The 21,741-nt window shown below is 66.6% G+C and carries 23 protein-coding genes; 13 read left to right on the top strand and 10 right to left on the bottom strand.

The genetic code is table 11. The annotated features are described in order from the left end of the window. Window positions 1–90 precede the first annotated feature (90 nt). Entirely contained in the window at window positions 91–864 is a 774-nt protein-coding gene (locus tag ACFC4D_RS24570) for a hypothetical protein (protein ID WP_376066815.1), read from the top strand. A 67-nt stretch (window positions 865–931) separates the two neighbouring features. On the opposite strand, the gene ACFC4D_RS24565 is transcribed toward ACFC4D_RS24570, so the two are convergent. Then, window positions 932–2,602 carry an FAD-dependent oxidoreductase gene (locus ACFC4D_RS24565; protein WP_375964469.1) on the bottom strand — a complete coding sequence of 557 codons (1,671 nt, stop codon included), beginning with the start codon at window positions 2,600–2,602 and terminating at the stop codon, window positions 932–934. 227 nt (window positions 2,603–2,829) lie between these two features. Here ACFC4D_RS24565 and ACFC4D_RS24560 point away from each other — a divergent pair, with 227 nt between their 5' ends. Then, window positions 2,830–3,321 carry a histidine phosphatase family protein gene (locus tag ACFC4D_RS24560; RefSeq protein WP_375964467.1) on the top strand — a complete coding sequence of 164 codons (492 nt, stop codon included), beginning with the start codon at window positions 2,830–2,832 and terminating at the stop codon, window positions 3,319–3,321. Between the two features lie 52 nt (window positions 3,322–3,373). Here the strand turns inward: ACFC4D_RS24560 and ACFC4D_RS24555 are convergent, their stop codons facing one another. Continuing rightward, window positions 3,374–3,574, bottom strand: a complete 201-nt coding sequence (locus ACFC4D_RS24555) for a hypothetical protein (protein WP_364642735.1) — start codon at window positions 3,572–3,574, stop codon at window positions 3,374–3,376. Window positions 3,575–3,771: 197 nt separating this feature from the next. Here ACFC4D_RS24555 and ACFC4D_RS24550 point away from each other — a divergent pair, with 197 nt between their 5' ends. Further along, on the top strand, window positions 3,772–4,251 hold the full coding sequence (locus ACFC4D_RS24550) for a MerR family transcriptional regulator (protein ID WP_376066812.1): 480 nt from the start codon (window positions 3,772–3,774) through the stop codon (window positions 4,249–4,251). 75 nt (window positions 4,252–4,326) lie between these two features. Here ACFC4D_RS24550 and ribA read toward each other — a convergent pair whose 3' ends face one another. Continuing rightward, a complete protein-coding gene (ribA, locus tag ACFC4D_RS24545) occupies window positions 4,327–4,947 on the bottom strand; it encodes a GTP cyclohydrolase II (RefSeq protein ID WP_375964461.1) in 621 nt (206 codons plus the stop codon). Between the two features lie 150 nt (window positions 4,948–5,097). Between ribA and ACFC4D_RS24540 the strand changes: the two genes are divergently transcribed. Genes ACFC4D_RS24540 through ACFC4D_RS24530 form a run of 3 tightly spaced genes read left to right on the top strand, consistent with a single transcriptional unit; the run spans window position 5,098 to window position 6,863 of the window. After that, the gene (locus tag ACFC4D_RS24540; RefSeq protein ID WP_375964459.1) at window positions 5,098–5,580 is read left to right on the top strand and encodes a carboxymuconolactone decarboxylase family protein; all 483 of its coding nucleotides are present in this window, start codon (window positions 5,098–5,100) and stop codon (window positions 5,578–5,580) included. 3 nt (window positions 5,581–5,583) lie between these two features. Continuing rightward, window positions 5,584–5,895 (top strand): GNAT family N-acetyltransferase, encoded by a 312-nt coding sequence (locus ACFC4D_RS24535; protein ID WP_376066810.1) that lies wholly within the window; start codon window positions 5,584–5,586, stop codon window positions 5,893–5,895. Continuing rightward, window positions 5,892–6,863 (top strand): pirin family protein, encoded by a 972-nt coding sequence (locus ACFC4D_RS24530; RefSeq protein WP_376066807.1) that lies wholly within the window; start codon window positions 5,892–5,894, stop codon window positions 6,861–6,863. Before ACFC4D_RS24535 ends, ACFC4D_RS24530 begins: the two co-directional genes overlap by 4 nt. 66 nt (window positions 6,864–6,929) lie before the next feature. On the opposite strand, the gene ACFC4D_RS24525 is transcribed toward ACFC4D_RS24530, so the two are convergent. Next, entirely contained in the window at window positions 6,930–7,766 is an 837-nt protein-coding gene (locus ACFC4D_RS24525) for a helix-turn-helix transcriptional regulator (RefSeq protein WP_375964454.1), read from the bottom strand. 219 nt (window positions 7,767–7,985) lie between these two features. On the opposite strand from ACFC4D_RS24525, the gene ACFC4D_RS24520 reads away from it, so the two are divergent. Beyond that, on the top strand, window positions 7,986–8,993 hold the full coding sequence (locus ACFC4D_RS24520) for an aldo/keto reductase (protein ID WP_376066805.1): 1,008 nt from the start codon (window positions 7,986–7,988) through the stop codon (window positions 8,991–8,993). A gap of 26 nt (window positions 8,994–9,019) precedes the next feature. Here ACFC4D_RS24520 and ACFC4D_RS24515 read toward each other — a convergent pair whose 3' ends face one another. Beyond that, window positions 9,020–9,490, bottom strand: a complete 471-nt coding sequence (locus tag ACFC4D_RS24515; RefSeq protein ID WP_364642756.1) for a DUF4442 domain-containing protein — start codon at window positions 9,488–9,490, stop codon at window positions 9,020–9,022. A gap of 68 nt (window positions 9,491–9,558) precedes the next feature. After that, complete coding sequence (gene mqo / locus ACFC4D_RS24510; RefSeq protein ID WP_376066804.1) at window positions 9,559–11,067, bottom strand: malate dehydrogenase (quinone); 1,509 nt, start codon at window positions 11,065–11,067, stop codon at window positions 9,559–9,561. A gap of 160 nt (window positions 11,068–11,227) precedes the next feature. On the opposite strand from mqo, the gene ACFC4D_RS24505 reads away from it, so the two are divergent. The 3 genes from ACFC4D_RS24505 to ACFC4D_RS24495 are packed head-to-tail and all read left to right on the top strand — an operon-like array spanning window position 11,228 to window position 12,508. After that, complete coding sequence (locus ACFC4D_RS24505) at window positions 11,228–11,530, top strand: hypothetical protein (RefSeq protein WP_376066801.1); 303 nt, start codon at window positions 11,228–11,230, stop codon at window positions 11,528–11,530. After that, the gene (locus tag ACFC4D_RS24500) at window positions 11,527–11,943 is read left to right on the top strand and encodes a hypothetical protein (RefSeq protein ID WP_376066799.1); all 417 of its coding nucleotides are present in this window, start codon (window positions 11,527–11,529) and stop codon (window positions 11,941–11,943) included. Before ACFC4D_RS24505 ends, ACFC4D_RS24500 begins: the two co-directional genes overlap by 4 nt. Beyond that, window positions 11,930–12,508, top strand: coding sequence for a TetR/AcrR family transcriptional regulator (locus tag ACFC4D_RS24495; protein ID WP_376066798.1), 579 nt, complete (start codon window positions 11,930–11,932; stop codon window positions 12,506–12,508). Before ACFC4D_RS24500 ends, ACFC4D_RS24495 begins: the two co-directional genes overlap by 14 nt. Before the next feature lie 6 nt (window positions 12,509–12,514). On the opposite strand, the gene ACFC4D_RS24490 is transcribed toward ACFC4D_RS24495, so the two are convergent. Then, window positions 12,515–13,045 carry a CGNR zinc finger domain-containing protein gene (locus ACFC4D_RS24490; protein ID WP_375964439.1) on the bottom strand — a complete coding sequence of 177 codons (531 nt, stop codon included), beginning with the start codon at window positions 13,043–13,045 and terminating at the stop codon, window positions 12,515–12,517. Window positions 13,046–13,084: 39 nt separating this feature from the next. Here ACFC4D_RS24490 and ACFC4D_RS24485 point away from each other — a divergent pair, with 39 nt between their 5' ends. Next, window positions 13,085–14,053 (top strand): DMT family transporter, encoded by a 969-nt coding sequence (locus ACFC4D_RS24485; protein ID WP_376066797.1) that lies wholly within the window; start codon window positions 13,085–13,087, stop codon window positions 14,051–14,053. Here the strand turns inward: ACFC4D_RS24485 and ACFC4D_RS24480 are convergent. After that, window positions 14,037–15,170: an epoxide hydrolase family protein gene (locus ACFC4D_RS24480; RefSeq protein ID WP_376066794.1), complete on the bottom strand. Its 1,134-nt coding sequence runs from the start codon at window positions 15,168–15,170 to the stop codon at window positions 14,037–14,039. The genes ACFC4D_RS24485 and ACFC4D_RS24480 overlap by 17 nt on opposite strands. A 95-nt stretch (window positions 15,171–15,265) precedes the next feature. On the opposite strand from ACFC4D_RS24480, the gene ACFC4D_RS24475 reads away from it, so the two are divergent. Then, window positions 15,266–16,246 carry a helix-turn-helix transcriptional regulator gene (locus ACFC4D_RS24475; RefSeq protein ID WP_376066791.1) on the top strand — a complete coding sequence of 327 codons (981 nt, stop codon included), beginning with the start codon at window positions 15,266–15,268 and terminating at the stop codon, window positions 16,244–16,246. Window positions 16,247–16,404: 158 nt separating this feature from the next. Further along, a complete protein-coding gene (locus ACFC4D_RS24470) occupies window positions 16,405–17,100 on the top strand; it encodes a hypothetical protein (RefSeq protein ID WP_376066789.1) in 696 nt (231 codons plus the stop codon). 5 nt (window positions 17,101–17,105) lie between these two features. On the opposite strand, the gene ACFC4D_RS24465 is transcribed toward ACFC4D_RS24470, so the two are convergent. Together ACFC4D_RS24465 and ACFC4D_RS24460 are read right to left on the bottom strand one after the other, a co-directional pair. Beyond that, entirely contained in the window at window positions 17,106–17,570 is a 465-nt protein-coding gene (locus tag ACFC4D_RS24465) for a hypothetical protein (RefSeq protein WP_376066787.1), read from the bottom strand. A 162-nt stretch (window positions 17,571–17,732) separates the two neighbouring features. Beyond that, on the bottom strand, window positions 17,733–21,686 hold the full coding sequence (locus ACFC4D_RS24460) for a DNA-directed RNA polymerase subunit beta' (protein ID WP_375964426.1): 3,954 nt from the start codon (window positions 21,684–21,686) through the stop codon (window positions 17,733–17,735). Between the last annotated feature and the right edge of the window lie 55 nt (window positions 21,687–21,741).

Genomic DNA, 21,741 nt, shown 5'->3' with positions numbered 1-21,741 from the left:
TCCCGGCAAAAGCGCAATCGCTGAATGTTTGCCTGCCACACTCTCCGCAACCGATCGCCATCCGGTGATCGAGGACAGGAGATCACCGGTATGAGACTCACCCGCTGCGCGCTCATCGTGGTCGCGCCCGCGCTGATCGCCCTCACCGCGTGCGGGCATTCCTCGGATTCGGCCAAGAGCAGCGGCACTTCGACTGCCAAGCCGACCACCACGACGGCCGGTGCGACCACCACGATCGGCGGTAAGCCGGTACCGCCGCCGACCTTGCCGCCCAATCCGACCCGGCCGCCGGTGCCCACCACGCAAACCCTCTCCGATGCCGATTGCGGTCCGATAACCGGAGCCAATGACGCGAGCGCGAATGTCATCGCGTACGCCAATCAGGCGGGCCGCCCCGGCTGCACCGAGGCCATCACCGTCGCCAGCGATTACGTCAACGCCACCCGCACCGGCGATGCGGTCCAGGTCGACGGCTGGACCTGTGAACCGCAGCCGGACACCGTGATTCCGCACATCTGCTTCAAGGACGGTTTCCTCATCGGCCTGCGTGGTGCGGCGGCCCCCAACCCGCCCGTGCCGCCGACCACGCCGCCGCCCACCACGACGCCCGCGAAACTCGACGACGTCAATTGCGGCACCGTCACCGACGCGGGCGGCGGCACCCGCACGGTGATCGCCGTCGCCACGCCCGCCGGGCGCGTCGGCTGCACCGAGGCGATCAATGTGGCGACCACCTACGCCCGCACCATCAGCGATACGGACGCGGCCACCATCGACGGCTGGTCCTGCAATGCCCAGCCCGATCCGGCCACGCCTTCCGCATGCGCCAAGGACGGCCTCACCATCGCCCTGCGCGCCAACTGACGCACCCTCGAATACGACTGCGGCCCATCCGAATCGGATGGGCCGCAGTCGTATGAAGGTACCGCGATCAGCCCTTGGCGGCCTTGAGCAGATCCGCCAGGCTGGTGAACTTCACGCGGGGGCGGCCGGCGGCCTTGCCCGCGGTGCGCTCGGCCTGATCGATGGCCTTCCAGCCCTCGCGGCCGACCATATCGGGCTGCCGCTCGGACAGCAGTGCGTCCAGGTCCGCGCGATTCGACTGCGGGGCAGCGAGTTTGCCGGCGGTGAAATCGGCGATCAGATGATCGACGGTCTCCTGCGAATCGACCCGGTTGGAGCCGATGACGCCGCGCGGGCCGCGCTTGATCCAGCCCGAGACGTACACGCCCTGCACCGGATTGCCGTCGGCGTCCACGACCCGGCCCGCGGCATTGGGCACCACGCCCCGGGTCTCGTCGAACGGGATATCGGCGATGGGCGCGCCGCGGTAGCCGATGGACCGCAGCACCAGTGAGGCTTCCAGCTTGTTGGTGCGCTCCGAGGGGCGGGCCACGGTGCGGCCGTTCTCCTCGACGAGTTCGTTGTGCACGTACTCGACCGTCTCCACCTTGCCGTCACCGGTGATGGCGGTGGGGGAAACCAGGTAGTGGAAGACGATTCGCTTATTGCCCGGCTTTGCCGTCGCGCCCGCGTACTCCTTGGCGAGGGTGTACTTGAGCGCCAGCGACGGTTCCACGTCGGCGTGATCCAATTCGGCCTGGCTGGCCGGATCGAGCACCAGATCGTTGGGGTCGACGATCACGTCGACGCCCTTCAGATGCGCCAGCGCCAGGAACTCCGAGGAGGTGTACGCGGCCTGCAGCGGACCGCGACGACCCAGCACCACCACTTCCTTGATGTTGCTGCGGCGCAGCGCGTCCAGGGCGTGATCGGCGATATCGGTCTTGGCCAGCTCGTCCGGATCGACGGTCAGCACGCGCGCGACGTCCAGGGCCACATTGCCGTTGCCGACGATGACGGCCCGCTCGCCCGAGAGGTCGAATTCGCGGTCCGCGAAATCCGGATGCCCGTTGTACCAGGCCACGAACTCGGTGGCGGAGTGGCTGCCGGGCAGGTCCTCACCGGGTACGTCGAGTTTGCGGTCGGTGGAGGCGCCGTGCGCGTAGAGCACGGCGTGGTGATGCGCGAGCAGTTCCTCGTGCGAAACGTGCTTGCCCACCTCGACATTGAGGCGGTACTGCAGCGCGTCCCGGCGGAAGGCGGATTCGAACAGGCTCGCCACCGACTTGGTGCCCGGGTGATCGGGGGCGACACCCGCGCGCACCAGGCCGTAGGGAGTGGGCAGGCGATCGAACAGCTCGACCTCGACATCGGCGCGGCGCAATAGCTCCTCGGCCGCGTAGCACGCGGCCGGTCCCGCACCGACGATCGCGACCCGCAAGGTGCCCAGATCCTTGGGCGCGCGAGTCGGCGGCACCAGCGGTTCGAAGTTCGATTCCAGGGGATGCCGCACGAAGTACGCGGCATTGATGTCCTTGAATCTCGCCAGCGACGCCAGTAGGTCGTCCTCGGAGAAGATGGCGTCGACCGGGCAGGCGTCTACGCACGCGCCGCAGTCGATGCAGGTATCGGGGTCGATATAGAGCTGTTCGGTCGAGGCGAACTCGCGTTGCTCAGGGGTGGGACGAATGCAATCGACCGGACACTCGGGTACGCAGCTGGCGTCGTTGCAACAACGCTGCGTGATCACATAGGCCATATCTCGCAGATCCTCGAAACAGTCGCGTGGTGCTACTCCGCTCGGGGTTCGAGCAGGGCGGGTAGAACACGTTCTAATATATCGGCGCTCCGGAGCCTTGCGGCACGCAGGTGTGGCACCACCATTCAGTGTGCCTCGAGTGTGAGGCGCGTCTCCTGCCGGGAGCGGGATCGGTTGATGTGAGACCAGTCTCGGCAGGTAGAACGGCGGGGCATACCGTAGTGCGCATGGCACGGACTCTCATCTTGATGCGCCACGGCAAATCCGGCTACCCGGACGGCGTGGCGGACCATGAACGACCGCTCGCGCCGCGCGGTCTGCGCGAGGCCGGACTGGCCGGAGACTGGCTGCGCGCCACCCAGCCGCCCATCGACGCGGTGTACTGCTCGACCGCCACCCGCACCCGCGAAACGCTCGCGGCGACCGGCATCACCGCACCGGTGACGTACGAGAAATCCATCTACGAGGCGTCGCCGCACGCGCTCATCGAATTGGCGCGGCTGGCGGACGAATCGGTGCGGACGCTGCTGATGATCGGGCACTCCCCCGGGATGCCGTGGACCGCATGGGAACTGGCCGCCAACCGGGATTCGGCCGCGGCGGATCAGCTCAGCACGAAATTCCCCACCTCGGCGCTGGCCGTCCTGGAATTCGACCGCCCCTGGGCCGATATCGACACCGGCACGGGTGAGCTGGTCACCTTCCACGTGCCGCGATAGCACTCCGCGACCCGGGGAGGCGGTGATCGCGGGTGGTGCCGGGAGATGCGGGCTAGCCGAGTAGTTTGCCCCGCCAGACGACTACGCCGCCCACCACGAGCAGTAGCAGGAGCGCCGGGAAGAACCCGAGCAGCCACCACACGACGCCGAATACCGCGACCACCGGCAGTGCGGCGATGGCCGCGATGACCGGCTGTTCCTTCACGGTCTCCAGCGCGGAGCGCGCCCGAACCCGATCAATGTCTTTTGCCATGCCCCCCAGCGTAGGCGCGTATCGGCCGCTATTCAGTGTGGAAACGAACCTCGCACCCCGGCACGCCGGAGCAATCGCGGCCCCGGCCGAATCCGGGCAGAATGGGCTTGCTTGGAGTGCACTCCAAGTCGGTAGCGTCGATGCCGGGGCCGAGCGCCCCGGCGGCGGTGAGAGTCCAGGCACGGAAGGGTGGGCAGATGGGTTCGACAGCATCGTTGGAGGCCTCGGTTCAGCACGGCCCCGAGTACGAGCGGCCGCGCTATTCGATCGGCGAGGTGTCCGAGCGCAGCGGGCTCACCCGGGACACCCTGCGCTGGTACGAGCGCATCGGCCTGCTGAATTACGTCGGCCGCGATCACGCCGGGCAGCGCCGGTTCAACGATCGCGATCTGGATTGGCTCTCGCTCATCGGGAAATTGCGCCGCACCGGCATGTCGGTGGCCGATATGGTGCGCTACGCCGAACTGGTGCGCGCGGGTGAGCACACCTTCCCCGAACGCCTGGACATGTTCCGCCGCACCCGCGCCGAGGTGCTCGCGCAGATCGAGGAACTGAAACAGACTGTCGCCGTACTGGATTGCAAGATCGCCCACTACGAGGGCGTTCCGGGGCCGGACTGGCGCACCGTGCTCGCATGCACTCCGATCGCCGATCAGGAACTCTCCCGCACGACCTGAGCACGCCCCCGCAGGAGCAGGAAACGAATCGAGCCCGTCACCGGAAAGGTGACGGGCTCAACGCGTTTCGGCCACTCAGCCCGCGAGGCTGATGGTGTGACCGGTGTGGTCGACCTTGGCGCGCAGGTAGCGCAGGTTGTCCGGCGTGGAGTGCACACCGGTCGGGACGGTATCGCGCAGCCGCACACCGAGTTCGGTCAGCTGGCGCGCCTTCTCCGGATTGTTGGTGAGCAGATCCAGTTCGCCGACGCCGAGCGCGCCGAGCATCTGCGCGGCGGCGGTGTAGTCGCGGGCGTCCTCGGGCAGGCCGAGCGCGGCATTGGCCTGATAGGTGTCCAGGCCGCCGTCCTGCAGCGCGTAGGCGTCCAGCTTGTTGTAGAGCCCGATATCGCGGCCCTCCTGGCGCAGGTAGAGCAGGATGCCCCCGGCCTCGCTGATCAACTGCACGGCCTCGCGCAGTTGCGGTCCGCAGTCACAGCGGGCGGAACCGAAGACATCGCCGGTCAAACACTCCGAATGCAGTCGCACCAGCGGGGTGTCCCCCGCCTCGCCCAGGATCAGTGCCAGGTGTTCGCGTCCGTCGGCGAGACCGTCGAAGGTGACGGCCTCGGCGGTGGTGGCGTAGCCGTCGGCGAAGGTCAGCGGTATCCGTACGCGGGTGCGGACCCGCGCACCATCGCTCGCTGTTGGGCTCATGGCCGCTCCGAGATTCGTGATCGACATTCTGCGGTGTCGCAACCTCGGCGAGCCGCCCGGTATTCCGAACACGCCCCAATTCAGAATCACAGGCCGTGATCGCCGAACCGGAGGGCGGGGTTCAGCTTCGCGGCATACGATGCCTCCACTATGCAGTCGCTCGTATCCCATGACCGTGTCTGGATAGACAAACAGACACCAGAGGTCTTTCACGCGCTCAACAGTGTGGCCGCCGCCGTGCGAAACGCCGCTGCCGCAGTCGATCTCGGCCGGGCGGTGATGGAGTTGGTGAACGTGCGCGTCTCCCAGCTCAATGGCTGCGCCTACTGCCTCGATGTGCACTTCCGGGCCGCTCAGGAGGCCGGGGTCACCACCCAGCAACTAGCCGTACTGGACGCTTGGGAGCGCAGCCCGCACCTCTACTCCGACCAGGAGCGGGCCGCGCTCGTCCTCGCCGAAACCGTCACCGCGCTACCGGGCGAAGCGGCCATCGAACTTCAGTATGCTGCTGCGCGGCAACACCTGTCGGATGACCAGGTGTCCGTCCTCATCTGGGCCGCGACCACGATCGGCGCCTTCAACCGGGTCTCGATCATGAGCAAGCATCCGGTGCGGGTACGAAAGGAGAACTGAACAATGAGCGAACAAGCCGTGGCGGCGACCGTCGTCCGCAATGACTCGCAACACCGCTATGAAGTCTGGTACGGCAACTCGCTCGCCGGCTTCACCGAATACCGCGAGCGCGATACCGACACCATCTTCATCCACACCGAGGTGGACCCCGCGTTCGGCGGCAAGGGCCTGGGCAGCGTGCTCGCCCGCCAAGCCATCGAGGATGTGATCGCGCGCGGGCGCGTCATCGTGCCGCGCTGCCCATTCATCAAAGCCTGGCTGGACAAGCACCCCGACTACGATGAGCACGTGGTCGGCAAGGGCATCAAACGATGAGTGACCTGGAATCGCATCCGGAGGAATCGCTGTGCGAGGCCTCCGGGCGGCCCGGTCCGCGCGCGGTCTTCTTCCCCTCCCGTGAGGTGCCGCTCGGCGGCGTGCGCGGCGTGACCGTATTCCGGTCGCTGCCGCAGCGCGATCTGCCGACCGTCGGCGCGTGGTGCTTCCTGGACAATTTCGGATCCGGGTCGGAGGCGCATCCGGACGGGCACGATATCGATCCGCATCCGCATATCGGATTGCAAACCGTCACTTGGCCTTTGAACGGGCGCATCCGGCATCGCGACAGTGTCGGCTCGGATGTGGAGATCCGGCCGGGACAGTTGAACCTGATGACCTCCGGGCGCGGGATCGCGCATTCGGAATATCGGGTGGCCGGGCACGAATCGGGGGCCGGACTCCAGTTGTGGATCGCGCTGCCGCGGGAAAGCGCCGGTGTCGCACCGCATTTCGAACAGCATCGGGATCTGCCGGAGTTCAAGCTGGACGGGCTGCACGGCGTGGTGCTGATCGGCTCGCTGGCCGGGCACACCTCACCCGCCACCGCCTACACCCCGATCGTCGGGGCGGACCTGAACGTCGACGCGGGCGCGGACCTGACGCTGCCGCTGAACCCCGAATTCGAGCACGCGCTGCTGGTCATCGAGGGTTCGATCACCGCCGACGGCACCGAGGTCACTCCCGGCAGCCTGTTCTACCTGGGCAGTGATCGCACCGAACTGCCGCTCACCAGCGGCGCGGGCGGGCACGCCATCCTGGTCGGCGGCGAACCCTTCGCCGATGACCTGGTCATGTGGTGGAACTTCGTGGCGCGCAGCCACGAGGAGATCGAAGACGCCCGAAATGCCTGGGAGGCACACGATCTCGCGCGCTTCCCGGATATCGAGGGCCACACCCCGGACCAGCGCATCCCCGCGCCACCACTCCCGCCGCTGCATCTGAAACCCCGCAAGCGCCGCTGCTGAGCGCCTGCCCCGCACCATGATTCGGCCCCGGACCGTACGGTCCGGGGCCGAATGCGTGAAAGTCGTTCAGAGCGTGAGCGTTTGGGTGCCGATGACGCGGAGCAGGTCGAGCTTTTCCTGGGTGTCGGTGCCCGGCTTGGGGTAGTAGACCAGGAGGCGGCGGGTGGCGCTGGGGGTGAGCAGGGGTTCGCAGACCAGGTCCAGCAGGCCGACCTCGGGGTGGATCATGCGCTTGTTGTGGCCGGAGCGGTCGCGGATCTCGTGCTCATCCCAGAGCGCCTCGAATTCGGTGCTGGCGGAACGCAATCGGGCCACCAGTTCGGTGACGTCGGCATCGCCGGAGCGCGCCGCGGCGGTGGCGCGCAGGCCCGCCACGTGATTGCGGGCCATGGTGTCCCAATCCTCCACGGGGAACTTCTCGCGCTCCGGCGGGGAGGTGAACCACAGCCACGGGACACAGCGGTCCAGGCCGCGCCGCTGCGAATAGTCACCGGAGATCAGCGTGTGCATGCGGTTCTGCACCACGAACTCGCCAAGATCCGAGACCACGCAGGCGGGCGTGTCATCGAGCTTGGTGAGTACGTGCAGAATGCCCGGGCCCACATGGGTATCGCCGCCGCGCGCGGGCGGCTGCTGCCCGGCCAGGTGGTAGAGGTGATCGCGCTCGTTATCGGTGAACCGCAGCGCCCGCGCCAGCGCGGCCAGCACCTGCGTGGACGGCCGCGGCCCGCGCGCCTGCTCGAGCCGCGTGTAGTAATCGGTCGACATGCCCGCGAGCATCGCCACCTCATCGCGGCGCAGTCCCGGCGTGCGACGCCGCGGGCCCTCAGGCAATCCGACGGCGGCCGGTTGCAGCGCCTCTCGATGCCGCCGCAGGAAGTCGGCTAATTCGTCGCGATTCACTCCCCCACTCTCCCGCGTCCGCGCCCACCTATCCAGGTACCAACGATCCCTGCCTCGCTCGTACCGGCTCGACACCTCGTATCCCGCCATGCTCACGCCCGGCCGCCACGGGTTCCGGCACGCGAATCGCCTGGTCCGAGCGCGCGGGAACCAGGGATCGCCGATCCCTGGATGAGCGGTCCTCTCCCGATCCTCGGATTCGGGGCGCAGGCTCGTGTCATGACCAAGAACCTCAGCACCGTTCAGCTCGGCACGACCGGGCCCGTCGTTTCGCGCATCGGCCTCGGGGCCATGGGAATGTCCGGAATGTACGGGGCCAGTGACGAGGCGACCTCGATCGCCACCGTGCACGCGGCCATCGACTCGGGCGCGAACCTCATCGACACCGGCGACTTCTACGGGATGGGGCATAACGAAGCGCTGATCCGCCAGGCGCTGACCGAGCGCAAGCGGGAAGACGTGCTGCTCAGCGTGAAATACGGGGCACTGCGCGGACCGGGCGGCGAATTCGGCGGGGTGGATACCCGGCCCGCGGCGACGCGGAATTTCCTGGCGTACTCCATGCAGCGACTCGGCACCGATTACATCGATATCTACCGCCCCGCGCGGCTGGACCCGAATGTACCGATCGAGGAGACCATCGGCGGGCTCGCGGAGCTGGTGCAGGCCGGATACATTCGGCATATCGGCCTGTCCGAGGTGGGCGCGGAGACACTGCGCCGAGCCGCCGCCGTACACCCGATCGCCGATCTGCAGATCGAGTACGCGCTCGTCACACGCGGTATCGAGAAGGAAATCCTGCCTGCCGCAAGGGAACTCGGCATCGGCATCACCGCGTACGGGGTGCTCTCGCGCGGCCTGCTCAGCGACTCGCTGCGCGGCGGAGCGCAATTCGCGCCGAGCGACTTCCGCGCGCACAGCCCGCGCTTCCAGGGCGAGAACCTCACCGCCAACCTGCGATTGGTGGAGGCGCTCGCCGAGATCGCGGCGGCGCACCAGGTGAGCGTGGCGCAGCTGGCCATCGCCTGGGTGCTCTCGCGCGGTGACGATATCGTGCCGATCATCGGCGCGCGCCGCCCCGAACGCTGGACCGAAGCCGTTGCGGCCGTGGACATCCAGCTGTCCGAGGCGGAACTGACCGCGATCGAGGAGGCGGTTCCCGCCGACCAGGTCGCCGGTGGCCGCTACGCCGAAGCCCAAATGGCCATGCTGGACAGCGAGCGCTGATCCGCTAACGACGAAGGGCGGGGCTGCTACTTGCGGCGGGGGCGGATGACGGCCGTGAAAGCCGCTGAGGCTACGGCCTTTCCGGTGCTGTCGGTGATGGTGACCGGAACCTCGAGTTCGATTTCGGTGTGGGACTGGATATCCGCGCGGGTTTTCGCGACGAGGTCCGGGTCGAGCACGGAGGTCGCGGTGAAGGGTCCGAGTTCGCCCTTGGCGCGGGCCAGATAGGTGATGCGGCCGTCGCGGGCGACGATGAAGGTCTCGCCCATCAGGTCGACGATGCCGGAGATGGACGCGCCCATGGCGGCGGTTTCGGCGAGGCCGAACAGCAGGGCGGCGTGGATATCGCCATTGTGGTTGAGGTGTTCGGGGCGCGGAGCCATGGCGACCGCATTGCGGCCGCTGGCGAATTCCACCGCCTCGATACCGGTGAACTGGATGAAGCCGAGCTTCTTGAATCCGGCCATCACCAGATCGCCCATGGTGGCGCTGTCCATCGCATCTCCTACAGAAATTGAAACGTGTTCCAATTTCTATACCGGGTGCGGGGCGATGTTGTCCATGGTCACGGCAGATTGTCCGGGGCCACCAGCCCCAGCACCTCCGCCGTGCGCGACATGGTGTGCCGCGCCAGCCGGGTATCGGCGGCCAGACTCTGCCCCAGCGAGGGGATCAGATCGCGCAGCGACGCCGTCCACAATCCGCGGTAGCGCGGGAAACACCGCTCGAGCACATCCAGCAGGATCGACACCGCCGAGGACGCCTCGGACGACGCGCCCAGCACCCCCGCGATACTCCCATCCGCGGACGACACCACCTCGGTGCCGAATTGCAGTACACCCCTGCCGTTCGCGTCACGCTTGACCAGCTGGGCGTACTGCCCGGCCTTGATCATGGTCCAGTCACCGTTATTGGCGGCGGGCGCGAATTCGCGCAGTACCGCCATCTTCCGGCCGCGGGTGGCGGTCATCTGGGTCAGCAGCAGCCGGATCAGCCCGGAATCGCCCTTGTGCACCGAGGCCAGCGAACCCACATTGTGTGAGCGCAGCGAGGCCGCGGTATCCAGCATCGAACCGTGCTTCAGGAGTTTCGGATTCGCCCCGGCATAGGGTCCGAACAGCAGTGCGCGTTTACCGTCGATCACGCGAGTATCCAAGTGCGGCAGCGATATCGGCAGCGCCCCGCGCTTGGGCCGACCGTACACCTTGGCATGATGCTGGGCGACGAGTTCGGGATTGTCGCAGCGCAGGAATCGCCCGCTCACCGGAAGCAGTCCGTAGCCCTGCACCTGCGGAAGTCCGGCATTCTGCAGGAGTTTCAGCGCCCAGCCGCCCGCGCCCGCGAAGACGAATCGGGTATCCACCCAGCGGGTGAGGCGATCGTTATCGGTGAACTGGTGAATGCGCAATTGCCAGGAGCCGTCATTGTTCTTGCGCATGCCGCGGACTTCGCACCGCCGATGAACCTCCACCCCGGACGCCTCCAGGTGCGCGAACATCTGCCGGGTGAGCGAACCGTAATCGACATCGGTGCCGGTGACATCGCGGGTCACCGCGAACGGTTCGTACAGGCCGCGGCGCTCGGTGAGCAGCGGCGCCCAGCCCTCGATGGTCTTGGATTCGGCACTGAACCGCATTCCGCTGAAAAGCGGCTGGGCGGAAAGGGTTTCGAATCTGCGCCGCAGATAGTCCACATCGTCGGTGCCGTGCACCAGGGCCATATGCGGCACCGGATTGATGAAAGTGTCCGGCTTACCCACTATTTCGGCCTCGACCAGCGAGGCCCATAATTGCCGGCTCTGCTGGAAATGCTCATTGACGCGGATCGCCTCGGCGATATCGATACCGCCGTCCGGATTCTCGGGCGTGTAGTCGAGTTCGCACAGTCCGGCATGCCCGGTACCGGCATTGTTCCAAGGTGCGGACGCCTCCGCCGCGAGTTCGGGCAATCGCTCGTACACCGCAATCGACCAGGTCGGTTCCACATGTTTGAGCAGGATGCCGAGTGTCGCGCTCATGATCCCACCGCCGACCAGCACCACATCGTAAGGACGCAGGGCCGCTTGCGTATTCATAGTCATTGTCTCCGGAGAACCCCATTGGACTTGTAGAGCGTTCGGAGCACGCTAACAAGCATCCCGTTCCCGCGCCCGTCGTCGTTTCCCGCCGGGTGACCCATTGCCCGAGCTGTCATACGAGCGTATGGTTCGACTCATACAGTCGTATGAGAGGGGTGTGATCATGCTTCGCGTCATCGAATTTCTCGGCCTCTGCGCGCCGGTGGTCGGGGCGGGCCTGGTGCTGTACTACCGGCGGCGCATGGGGGCCGCGCTGGGCTACGCGCTCGTCGCCGCCGCCCTGGCCCTGCTGGGCTCCGGCATCGGCATGCTCACCGAACGCGCCATGTGGTTCGGCGGCGGCACCCACGGCATGACCGAGCGGATGGAATTCGGTGCGGGACTGCGCAACCTGTTCCTCGCCGGAGCCTGGCTACTGCTGCTCGTGGCCGTGCGACTGCGGCGGGAGGTCCGGGCATGAGCGCGCCACTGCTGTTCGAGGTGAGCGAGATCGCGGTGCTCGCCCTGGCCGCCGGTACGCTCGTGGCCGGAGTGAGCATGCTGCGGCGCTATCCGGTCGCCGGGGCGGCGCTGCTGCTCGGCGCGCTGGCCTGGCTGATCGCGGAGGGCCTGCACTGGTTGCAGATCGGCGTCATCATGCCGGGATTGGAAGGCGAGGAACATGATTCGGCGCGATTCATGGTCGGCATGATCGGCGACGCACTGTACTTCGGCGTCGGCGGCATCGGATTGCTGCTGCTGTTCTTCGCGGCGGTCGCCGACCGGGCAGCGCGTGGAGATCAACGCCGCGAACCGCTCGCGCTGGCCCAGCAGGTCGGGGCGCAGGCGTGGCGGTACTACCGAGGCTCGCGAGGACGTCGTGGCCGCTACTAGCCGCGAGGCCGATCGGCGCGGCGATCTGCTGGAACGCCTCGCCGACGCCATCGCCGAGAACGGTATGGAGGGCGTCAGCATTCGCGATGTCGCCACCCGCGCCGGGGTGTCGATCGGCACCGTGCAGTACTACTTCGCCACCAAAAGCGATTTGCTGCAATCGGTCTGGCTGTACGTCCGGGAACATGCCGCGCGCCGGTTCACCGAATCCGGGATCGCCGATCTGGCCCCGGCGGACCAATTGCGCAAGCTGACCGGACTGCTGCTCACCCCGGCCCATGACCATCGGCTCTCCCGGGTCTGGTTCGCGCTGGCGGCGCGTGCGGCCCATGATCCGCAGATCGCGGCGCTGCATCGGGAGCAGTGGCAGGGCACCGAAGAACTGCTGAATCGCGTACTGGCCCGGGCGAATCCGGAACGCGAGAGCGAATCCGCCGATGCCGCGGCGGCATTGCTGGCCCTGCTCGACGGACTCTCCATCTCGGTCATCACCGAACCCGAGCGCATGCCGCCCAAGCGCGCGGCGCGCATCGGGAACGCCTGGGTGAATTCCTGGCTGGCGTAGGAACTTTCAGCGCTGGCGGGCGCGATATGCCGCCACCGCATTGCGATTGCCGCAGGCGGTGCTGCAGTAGCGGCGGGAACGGTTGCGGGACAGGTCCAGGACTATGCCCTCGCAGGTGTCGTCGGCGCAGATCGCCAGGCGGCTGAGTTCGTTCGCGCGGATGAGGTCGATCATGGCCATGGCGGTTTCCACGGCGATGCGGACCGGCAGCGGGTCGGCGGCGGGTACGGCGTGGATGTGATAGTCGAGGTCGTCGTGGCGGACCAGCTGCGGGACGGCGCGATGTTCGGCCAGGATGTCGTTCACCAGCCGCACGGCGGTATCACGGTCACTGGTGAGCAGGCGGCGCATGGGGGCGCGCTGGGCGCGCACCGCCTCCAGTTCGGCCGCGCCGCCGGTGCGGGTGCCGGTGTAGCCGTGCCGGACGAAGAAGTCCTTCAACTGGGTGATTTCGGTCATCGTATCCGGGGGTTCCGCCGAATTCACCAGATCTACGGCGGCGGCCAGCGATGCCACCGTGTCATCAGCAAAAAGCATGTTGACATATTACACACACGCCACTTAGCGTCATTAGTCATGGCGACGTTGACACATGACACCCCCGTGCGCAGCCGACTCGGCAACGGCCTGCTCCTCGCGGCGCTGTCCGCATCGTCCTTCGGCCTCTCCGGCGCGCTCGCGCGCGGGCTCATCGATTCGGGCTGGAGTCCCGCCGCGGTCGTCATCGTGCGCGTGCTGATCGGCGCGGCCGTGCTCGCACCGGTCGCCGTCTACCAGCTGCACGGGAACTGGGAGCTGCTGCGCCGCAATAAATCCCTGCTCATCGGCTACGGCCTGCTCGCGGTCGCCGGAGCCCAGCTCTCCTACTTCAATGCCGTCGCGCATATGGACGTCGGCGTCGCCCTGCTCATCGAATACACCGCGCCCATCGCCGTCATCGCCTGGCTGTGGCTGCGGCACAGCCAAAAGCCCGACCGCGTAACGATTCTCGGCGCACTCATCGGCATCGCCGGACTCATTCTGGTGCTCGACCTGAACTCCGACGTGCCGACCAGCTGGGTCGGCATCCTGTGGGCGCTGGGCGCAATGGTCGGCGCGGCAGGCTATTTCATCCTCTCCGGCAGCGCGGGCGACGCCGTACCCGGCACCGTGCTCGCCACCGGCGGCCTGCTGGTCGGCGGCACCGGCATCCTGCTGGCCGGGCTCATCGGCATCGTCCCGCTGGACGCGAGCACGAAACCCGTTGCCTTCCACGGGTTCACCACGCAATGGTGGCTGCCGCTGCTCGCGCTCGCCGTCATCACCGCCGCACTCGCCTACGTCACCGGCATCGCGGCCACCCGCGCGCTCGGCTCCCGGCTGGCCTCCTTCGCCGCCCTGTCCGAAGTGCTGGCGGCGATCATCTTCGCGTGGGCACTGCTCGGCCAGACCCCGCACCCGATCCAATTGCTCGGCGGCGTACTGATTCTGGCCGGTGTCGTGGTCGTGCGGCTCGGCGAACCCGCCGAGATCGCCGACGAACCGACCCTCAGCGAACCGCGCTGAAGAAGGCGCGAATATCGGCCACGTGCATATCCGGCATCTCCATCGCGATGAAGTGATTGCCGGTATTGCCGGACGGCCAGTGCGCGATGTCATTGTCCCGCTCCGCGAGTCGGCGCATCAGGGCCGAACCGCCGCCGTACACCCCGGTCGGAACCACCCGCTGGCCCTTCGGCCAGCTCGAGCCGATCGGGGCCGGACCATCGAACATGGGCCACGACGAACTGGCCATCGTATTGGTGAACCAGTACAGGTTGATATTGGTGAGCAGCAGATCACGGGGCATGACGTCCTCCACCTGATCGGCCAGCGGGGTGAAATCCTTGAACTTGTGCATCAGCCAGGCCGCCAGCCCCATCGGTGAATCGGTCCAGGCGTGCGCGAAGGTCTGCGGGGCGGCGTGCAGCAGGGAGTGATGGCTGACGGCGGTCATCCACCCCTGCATGGCATCCCATTCGGCGCGCTCATCCGCCGTCATACCGGGCACGTCATCGGACGTCGGCATGCCGAGGCCACCGTCGATATGCGCGCCGATCACGTGTTCCGGCGCGGCCAGCGCCATCTCGGGCACGATGTACGCGCCCAGATCGCCACCCTGCACCCCGTAGCGGTCATAGCCGAGGCGGGCCATCAGCGTGGTGAACATGCGCGCCACCCGGGGGATCGTCATACCCAGCTCGCGCGGGGCCTCGGAGAAGGCGAAACCGGGGATCGAGGGGATCACCACATCGAAGGCGAGCGCCGGATCCAGCCCGTACGCCCGCGGATCGGTCAGCGGGCCGATGGTCCGGCTGAACTCCACGAACGAATTCGGCCAGCCGTGCGCCAGCAGCAGCGGCATCGCGTTCGGCTCCGGTGAGCGCACGTGCAGGAAATGCACGTCGAGGCCGTCCAGCTCGGTCCGGAATTGCGGAAACCGATTCAATTCGGCTTCCTGTGCGCGCCAATCGAACTCGGTGCCCCAGTAGTCGGCCAGCTCGCGCAGGTAGTCGACCGGAACACCGCGCTCCCACCCCTTGCCCGGCGTCTGCGCCGACCAGCGGGTGTGCCGCAGCCGCTCGCGCAGATCATCCAGATCCGCCTGCGGGATATCGATGCGGAACGGGCGAATGGCATTCATCGTGAGCTCCTGAAGTAGCGAATATGTCGTTCGAGAACCACGTTAGGAAGCATCTAGGACCGTCCGAGTCCTAGTTCTGGGGCATTATGACAACCATGAACGACACACCCGCCCGGCTGCTGCGACTGCTGTCCCTCTTGCAGACACCGCGCGAATGGCCGGGCAGCGAACTCGCCACCCGGCTCGGCGTCACCGATCGCACGGTGCGGCGCGATATCGACCGGCTGCGCGACCTCGGCTACCCCGTCGAAGCCACCCTCGGCGTCACCGGCGGCTACCGGCTCGCGGCGGGCGCGGCACTACCCCCGCTGCTGCTCGACGATGAGGAGGCCGTGGCCATCGCGGTCGGCCTGCGCGCGGCGGCCGGACAGGCCGTGGCCGGAATCGAGGAAGCCTCGGTGCGCGCCCTCGCCAAACTGGAACAGGTGCTGCCGCACAAACTTCGGCGGCGCGTACGGGTGATCGGGGCCGCCACCGCCACCTTCGGCGGCGACAGCCCCGTCGCCGATCCGGAAGTACTGGCGACACTGGCCGCCACCGCCACCAACCGGGAACGCGTCCGCTTCGCCTATCGCGATGCCGCCGGAAACGAAACCCGCCGCAATGTCGAACCCAATGGCCTCGCCACCGTGCACCGGCGCTGGTACCTGGTCGGATTCGATGTGGATCGCGATGCCTGGCGCAGTTTTCGAATCGACCGAATCGAAAAGCCGCAGCCGACCGGCGCCCGGTTCACACCGCGCGAATTGCCCGCCGCGGACGCCGCCGCCTATGTCATAGGAGACCGAACCGATTGGGGTACAACGCCTTATCGAATGGATATCACCATCCACGCACCCGGGTATCGGATCGCCGGGCGGCTCGGCGACGCCCCCGGCGAACTCGATACCTCGGGGGCGGACAGTTGCCGACTCCGGGGTGAACGCGATGACGACCCGGAATGGCTTGCGACGCGGCTTGTTTCGCTGAACGTACCGTTCGAGGTGCGCGACTCCCCCGAACTCGAGGAGCGCCTGCGCGCGGCGGCCGAACGGATCGCGCACGCACTGCCGAATTCGGCCGGGAAATCGGAATAGCGCTGCGGATAGCCGAATTCGGAGCGAACTTCGCGTATCCGGCGGTGTGGGGAACGGCGCATATGCGACGAAAGGGTTTCGCTTATCCACCGGCCCCGGTACCTTCGTCAGCAAATCTCGGGCTCCGCGCAGCCCGCAATCGCTAGGGGCACCACCACATGGGAATAACCAAGACCATTGCGCCAGTGCTACTCAGCCTGACCGCCGCAGTCGCACTGTCCGCCACCGCGACCGCCATCCCGGCGACCGAGGACAGCCAGAACGACCTGCGACTCCACGGAGTCGACCACGGAGTCGCGTACCAGTCCCGCGTCAGCGACGACTATCGCTCCACCGTGACCGGCCTGCTGTCCGGCCGCTTCCTGAACACCTGGGACGGTGAAGCCGTCATAGCCACCGATGACTCGGGGCGGGTGATCGGCACCATTCCGCTGAAGTACGACATCGCCGGGAAGAAGATCGAATTCACCTCGGCGATCGACGCCGACCACCGGAGCCTGACCCTCACCCCGGTCGCCCAAACCCCCACCCCGCTCCGGGATATCAGCGCCCAGCAGCGCTTCTTCGATGTGGTCCAGGCCAACCAGCAGGGCATCCTGACCGGCGCGGGCATCGGCGCTGCCATCGGCTTCCTGCTCGGCTTCCCCGCCGGACTGTTCGTCTTCGACATCATCACCGCACCCGTAGGCGCGGTCATCGGCGGCATCATCGGCGCGGCCATCGGCCTGCAGCAGTCCGGCGGCCAGCCCGCCATCGACGCCGCCCTCGGCTACGCCAACAGCCTCGTCCCCGGCGCGTCGGACGCCCTCGCCCCAGCCTTCGAAGCGCTCCCCGCACCGCCGCAAGGCAACTGACCCCGCTACTCCAGGAACCTCGCGCCCACGACCGCCATACTGTTATCGGTGTAATACCAGTCGCCGTTCATCGGCATCGACAGCTGGAATTGCACGGTATGACCGGTCGCGGGCCCGGAGGTGATGGCCCACAGCGTATTCGGCAATCCGGTCGCCGTGCTGACACTCCCATCCGACCACGTAAATGTCGCCGCGGTGGTGACACCGAAAGTGTTCCAAGGCAATTCGCCGGTGAACCGCCCGGACACGATTCCGGGCAACAGTGGACTCGAGCACTCCCACAGCTCCGCCGTGCGCCGCACACTCTGCCCCGCGCTTCCGGTCCCCGGCACCCGATTCGAAGTCAGCACGTTGCCCTTCGAACACCCGCCGAGCCCGTCCCCCGGTCCCGCGGCGGCGGTCCCCACCGTGGTCGCGGAAAGCAGCGCGGCACCGAGCAGCACCGCGGGAATACGCCGAAAAGCTCGCACACCAACCCCTCTCACTGAGGAATCACCGGGTCCAGGCAATCAGCAGCGTACTCGCATCGCCCTCCGGCGTGAACGAAAAACCCGAGGTGAGACGCCCGCAGACACAAAAGGCCCCCGCTCCGAAATCGGAGCGGGGGCCGAATGCTGTTGTCCAGCTAAGGCTTAGCGGTAATCGCTGAAGCCGTAGTCGTCCAGCGGAACCGCGGCACCGGTGGTGGTGCCGAAGCCGTCCGGGCTGTAGTAGGTGTCGTCGTAGGACGGCACCGCGTACGCGGCCTGGCGGGCTTCCTCGGTGGGCTGCACCTGGATGTTGCGGTAGCGGTTGATACCGGTACCGGCCGGGATCAACTTACCGATGATCACGTTCTCCTTCAGGCCGATCAGCTTGTCGGAGCGGCAGTTGATCGCCGCGTCCGTCAAGACACGAGTCGTCTCCTGGAAGGAGGCCGCCGACAGCCACGAATCGGTGGCCAGCGACGCCTTCGTGATACCCATCAGGACCGGACGGCCTGCGGCCGGCTCGGCGCCCTCGGCGACCACGCGACGGTTCGAGTTCTCGAACTCGGCGCGCTCGACGAGCGAACCGGGCAGGAACTCGGTCGCACCCGAATCGATGATGGTCACACGACGCAGCATCTGCCGCACGATGACCTCGATGTGCTTGTCGTGGATCGACACACCCTGCGAGCGGTAGACCTCCTGGACCTCGTGGACCAGGTGGATCTGCACCTGACGGGGGCCCATCACGCGCAGCACCTCGTGCGGATCCGCGGAGCCCTCCAGCAGCTGCTGGCCGACTTCCACATGATCGCCGTCGGCGAGCAGACGCTCGGAACCGTCCTCATGCTTGAACACGCGCAGACGCTGACGCTTCGAGAGCTTGTCGTACAAGACCTCTTCCGAACCGTCGTCCGGAATGATCGTGATCTTGTAGAAGCGATCGTCGTCCTCGAGCCGCACGCGACCCGAGACCTCCGCGATGGGCGCCTTGCCCTTGGGCACACGAGCTTCGAAGAGCTCCTGCACTCGGGGCAGACCACCCGTGATGTCGTCACCCGCGACACCACCCTGGTGGAAGGTACGCATGGTCAGCTGGGTACCCGGCTCACCGATGGACTGCGCCGCGACGATACCGACGGCCTCGCCGATATCGACGAGCTTGCCGGTGGCCATCGAACGGCCGTAGCAGGTGGCACACACACCGGTACCGGTGGTGCAGGTCAGCACGGAGCGGACCTTCACCTCGGTGATACCGGCGTCCAGCAGCGTCTCGAGGGCCGGGTCGCCGAGATCGTGACCCTTCTCGATGATGACGTTGCCCTTGGCGTCCAGCGCGTCGGTGGCCAGCGTACGAGCGAAGGTGCTGGTCTCGACGTGCGCGTCACGGATGAGCGAGCCGTCGGCCTGCCGCTCCGCGATCGGCACCACGATGCCGCGTTCGGTGCCACAGTCGGTCTCGCGCACGATGACGTCCTGCGACACGTCCACCAGACGACGGGTCAGGTAACCCGAGTCGGCGGTACGAAGCGCGGTGTCGGCCAGACCCTTTCGCGCACCGTGGGTGTTGATGAAGTACTCCAGAACCGTCAGGCCCTCACGGAAGGAGGACTTGATCGGCTGCGGGATGAACTCACCCTTCGGGTTCGTCACCAGGCCCTTCATACCCGCGAGGGTACGGGTCTGGGTGAAGTTACCCGTGGCGCCCGAGTCGACGATCGTGATGATCGGGTTATCGGACGGGTAGTGCGCGCGCAGCGCCTTACCGACCTCTTCGGTGGCTTCCTGCCAGATCTTGACCAGGGCGTTGTTGCGCTCCTGGTGGTCCAGAGCACCACGCTGGTACTTCTTCTCGATCTGATCGGCCTGCGCGTCGTAACGCGCCATGATCTCCGCCTTCTCCGGCGGAACGAGCACGTCCGACATGGAGACGGTGACACCGGAACGAGTCGCCCAGTAGAAGCCCGCGTCCTTCAGCTTGTCGACGGTCTGCGCCACGACAATCATCGGGTAACGCTCGGCGAGATCGTTGATGATCGCCGCCTGACGCTTCTTCGGCATCGGCTCGTCGATGTACGCGTAATCCGCGGGGAGCAGCTCGTTGAAGACCACGCGACCCAGGGTCGTCTTCGCGGTCCACGCGTCACCACGCTGCCAGCCGTTCGGGAACAGCTCGGCCTCGATCTCCTTCGGCGGACGCTGCGTGGTCAGGCGGACCTTGATCAGCGAACGCACGGTGAGCTCACCGCGGTCGACGGCCATCTGCGCCTCGGCCGGCGAGGAGTACACGCCGAATTCGGCGGAATCCTTTGCGGCCGCGCGGTACTCGCCCTTCGCGCCCTCTTCGAGGCGAGTCAGGTAGTACAGACCGGTCACCATGTCCAGTCGCGGCATGGCGAGCGGACGACCCGAGGCGGGCGACAGGATGTTGTTCGAGGACAGCATCAGGATGCGAGCCTCGGCCTGCGCCTCCGCGGACAGCGGAAGGTGCACAGCCATCTGGTCACCGTCGAAGTCGGCGTTGAACGCCTCACACACGAGCGGGTGCAGCTGGATGGCCTTACCTTCGACCAGCAGCGGCTCGAAGGCCTGGATACCCAGGCGGTGCAGGGTGGGCGCGCGGTTCAGCAGCACCGGGTGCTCGGAGATGACCTCTTCGAGGACATCCCACACCTGAGCGCGCTGACGCTCGACCATCCGCTTGGCGGACTTGATGTTCTGCGCGTGGTTGAGATCCACCAGACGCTTCATGACGAACGGCTTGAACAGCTCGAGCGCCATCAGCTTCGGCAGACCACACTGGTGCAGCTTGAGCTGCGGACCGACCACGATGACCGAACGGCCCGAGTAGTCGACACGCTTACCGAGCAGGTTCTGACGGAAACGACCCTGCTTGCCCTTGAGCAGATCGCTCAGGGACTTCAGCGGGCGGTTACCCGGACCGGTGACCGGACGGCCACGACGGCCGTTGTCGAACAGCGCGTCAACGGACTCCTGAAGCATGCGCTTCTCGTTGTTGACGATGATCTCCGGCGCACCCAGATCGATCAGACGCTTCAACCGGTTGTTGCGGTTGATGACGCGACGGTACAGATCGTTCAGGTCGGAGGTCGCGAAGCGGCCACCGTCCAGCTGCACCATCGGGCGCAGCTCCGGCGGGATCACCGGAACGGCATCCAGGACCATGCCCATCGGCGAATTGCCGTTGGTCTGGAACGCGGCCACGACCTTCAGACGCTTCAGCGCGCGAAGCTTCTTCTGGCCCTTACCGGTACGGATGATCTCGCGCAGGTTCTCGGCCTCGGCCGGGATGTCGAAGTTCTCCATCAGCTTCTGGATGGCTTCCGCACCCATGGCGCCGGTGAAGTACTCGCCGTAGCGGTCCTGCAGCTCGCGGTAGATGACCTCGTCGATGATCAGCTGCTTCACCGAAAGCTTGGTGAAGGTGGTCCAGATCTCGTCGAGACGGTCCAGCTCACGCTGGGCGCGGTCGCGCAGCTGACGCATTTCGCGCTCGCCGCCGTCCTTCACCTTGCGGCGCACATCGGACTTGGCGCCCTCGGCCTCGAGCTCGGCGATATCCGCCTCGAGCTTCTGGGCGCGGGCCTCGAGATCGGAATCGCGCTGGTCGGCGACGTTCTTCTTCTCGACCTCCATCTCGGCTTCGAGGGTGGAGAGTTCGTTGTGCCGCAGTTCGTCGTCGACGCCGACGATCACGTAGGCGGCGAAGTAGATGATCTTTTCCAGATCCTTCGGCGCCAGGTCGAGCAGGTAGCCCAAGCGCGAGGGGACGCCCTTGAAGTACCAGATGTGGGTAACCGGAGCGGCCAGCTCGATATGGCCCATCCGCTCACGGCGCACCTTGGCACGAGTTACCTCGACGCCACAGCGCTCGCAGATGATGCCCTTGAAGCGGACACGCTTGTACTTACCGCAGTAGCACTCCCAGTCCCGGGTGGGACCGAAGATCTTCTCGCAGAAGAGGCCATCCTTCTCCGGCTTCAGCGTGCGGTAGTTGATGGTCTCCGGCTTCTTCACCTCGCCGAACGACCACTGGCGGATGTCTTCAGCGGTCGCCAGGCCGATCCGGAGTTCATCGAAGAAGTTGACGTCTAGCACGTAACTTCCTTTCCCCTGTTCGGGTTGAGTATGAGCAAAAGTCGCTAAATCCGTT

Source organism: Nocardia sp. NPDC056000, assembly GCF_042269265.1.
Lineage (GTDB): Bacteria > Actinomycetota > Actinomycetes > Mycobacteriales > Mycobacteriaceae > Nocardia.
This window is presented reverse-complemented; position numbering and strand designations above follow the sequence as displayed.